2 protein-coding genes and 1 pseudogene are annotated in these 2691 nt (G+C 58.7%); all 3 read right to left on the bottom strand.

Annotated features, from left to right (window positions below; genetic code table 11):
* Positions 1-140, bottom strand: a pseudogene (locus V7665_RS13915) (NADP-dependent oxidoreductase); the annotation flags it as partial.
* A gap of 112 nt (positions 141-252) precedes the next feature.
* Positions 253-1326 (bottom strand): MBL fold metallo-hydrolase, encoded by a 1074-nt coding sequence (locus tag V7665_RS07255; RefSeq protein WP_335663869.1) that lies wholly within the window; start codon positions 1324-1326, stop codon positions 253-255.
* Positions 1327-1347: 21 nt separating this feature from the next.
* A partial coding sequence (locus tag V7665_RS07250; protein ID WP_335663868.1) for an L-serine ammonia-lyase occupies positions 1348-2691 on the bottom strand: 1344 nt, incomplete at its 5' end.

The raw sequence follows: 2691 nt of genomic DNA, 5'->3' as shown, positions 1-2691 counted from the left end.
CCCGCATCCATCGACAGATAGGCGGCCTTGACCAGTACCTCGCCATCGACCAGTTCGGGCAAGGGTTCGCTTTCAAGGGACAGCGAGCCGGATATATCCTGCCCCTCGGGACGAGAATTCAGACGCCAAAATTGGTTCATGGTCATAGTCGTGTCCTCGCGAAGCCGGGGGCCCATCTCCCGCTTGTGCGTTTAAACGCTATTTCAGGAGATGGGCTCCTGCCTGCACAGGAGCACAGGACCAGGCGCCAAATTAGCGCAAATCACCCCTTTCGATACTATCCTTATTGGCGGGAAGGCTGAACAGCATACCGTCCTTGCCCAGCACCGCCGGCCCGTCAAAGGCGGCATCGACACCCTTCATATAATAAGCTTCCAGATAATCGAGCGGCAGCGCCGGGACGATGTGCGCGAGAACCAGCATCTTCGCCTTCCCCGCCTTTGCCGTCTCGGCCGCCTCGACCGGCGTCGTGTGATAATTCTGGATATCTGCCATGATCTTGGCCAGCCGCTTGCGCCCGGCTTTCGCAAAAGCCTTCTCCATCGTGCCCACCATCTCCGCATTCAACGCTTCGTGGACCAGCAGATCACAGCCATTGCAGGCCTTCGCAATAGACGGCAATTTGATCGTATCCCCGCTGAACACAACCGAGCGGCCTTTATAGTCGAAACGATAGCCGACCGCTGGCGCAATCGGTTTGTGGTTGACGGGAAAGGCGGTAATTTTGATCCCGTCCTGTTCATAGACCACCATCTCTTCCTGCCCATCGGGAATGGAAAATGGCCTTGCCTCGCCGCCTGTACCAGTCGGCAATATCGTAGCTGCGCCGTGATGGGCGATGCGATATTGCGCATCGGCCGCATAGGCGGCGTTCAGACCGTCGACGATCGCGGTCACACCTTCCGGTGCAATCACCGGCAGCGGCGCATCCCGGCCACCGCCCGCCCAGCGCTGCATCATCAATTCCCCCATGCCATCAATATGATCGCTGTGAAAATGGGTGAGCAATAGTGCTTCGATCGCGCCCGGGTTGAGGCCCATCAGGCCAAGATTGCGCACCGCGCCGCCGCCAATATCGACAATGAACATCTTGCCATCGATGATCACCGCCGAGCAGGGACCCGCGCGGGTCGGATCGGGCAGCGGCGAGCCAGAACCGCATAGCACGACATTGATGCCGTCGGGCAGATCACCGATCACATCGCGGGTAACCGCGGTTTCCACCGCCCGGGAAAACAACCGTTCGCCGATTTGCTCCCGAAACAGCAGGCCAGCTCCAACAACCAGCAGCACCAGTATCAATATTCCTATGCCCAGCTTCTTCATCGACATTTCCTCCCGTTTAACTCAGCATTCCACCAGATTGACGGCGAGTCCACCTTGTGATGTTTCCTTGTAGCGCTCGCTCATATCCAGCCCGGTCTTGCGCATCGTCTCGATAACTTCATCCAGACTGACCCGGTGCGTGCCATCACCCAGGATCGCAAGTCGTGCCGCCTCAATCGCCTTGACCGCACCGACCGCATTACGTTCGATACAGGGCACTTGCACCAGCCCGCCGACCGGATCGCAGGTCAGGCCGAGATTATGCTCCATGCCGATCTCTGCGGCATTTTCGACTTGCGAAGGCGTGCCGCCCCACGCCGCGGTCAGACCCGCTGCTGCCATCGAACAGGCGACTCCGACTTCGCCCTGACAGCCTACTTCAGCGCCGGAAATCGACGCATTTTCCTTGAACAAAGAACCAATGGCCGCAGCCGTCAGCAGGAATATTTCCACCCCGGCTTCATCTGCTTTCGGCGCAAAGCGTTGATAGAATCGCAACACCGACGGGATGATCCCGGCGGCACCATTGGTCGGTGCGGTGACCACTTTACCGCCAGCAGCATTTTCCTCATTCACCGCCAGCGCCCAGAGATTGACCCAGTCCAATATGGTCAGCGGATCGGACAGGGCGCGTTCCTGTCGCTCCATCAGGCGAGCGTGAATCAGCGGTGCCCGACGTTTGACGCGCAGACCGCCGGGCAATATGCCACCCTGCAATATGCCGCGATCAATACAGGCCGACATCGCATCGGAAATGGCGCAAATATCGGCGCTTATCTGGTCGTCCGACTTTCCCATACGCTCATTATTGCGCATGATATCAGCGATCGAAAGGCTCTTTTCTGCTGCAATCTTCAGCAAATCAGCGCCCGAGCAGAATGGATGCGGTACGTCCCACAAAGCGGCCTCGGGACTGTTGCTGCCGATCTGATCTTCATCCAGTATCGCGCCGCCGCCAACCGAATAATATTCGCGGGTCGCGACCAGTTGATCACCGCCAAAAGCGCTAAAGCGCATCGCATTGCTATGGAAATCGAGCCGCTTTTTCTGGTCAAAGATGACATCTGTCGCTTCGTTGAAAGCGATTTCATGGGAGCCGTCCAGGCTGATTTTCTTGTCCGAGCGGATTTGCTCGACCAGCGCATCGGCCGCATCCGGTTCGATATTTTCCGGCCGCTGTCCGGACAGGCCCAGAAGAATCGCCCGGTCCGTCGCGTGCCCCTTGCCGGTCAGCGCCAGTGACCCGAAGAGCAACGTCTCCAGCCGAGTAACATCAGCCAGTTTCCCGGCCTCAGCAACCCGCTCCACGAACATCGCGGCAGCCAGCATCGGCCCCATCGTATGGGAGCTCGACGGCCCGACGCC

The sequence above is a fragment of the Parasphingorhabdus sp. genome, assembly GCF_036964675.1.
GTDB lineage: Bacteria > Pseudomonadota > Alphaproteobacteria > Sphingomonadales > Sphingomonadaceae > Parasphingorhabdus.
The sequence above is the reverse complement of the archived record's forward strand: the minus strand, read 5'-3'. Positions and strand labels throughout refer to the sequence as shown.

Coding starts and splice junctions, on each gene's coding strand:
- V7665_RS07255 (WP_335663869.1), bottom strand. CDS start 1,326: ATGAAGAAGCTGGGCATAGGAATATTGATACTGGTGCTGCTGGTTGTT.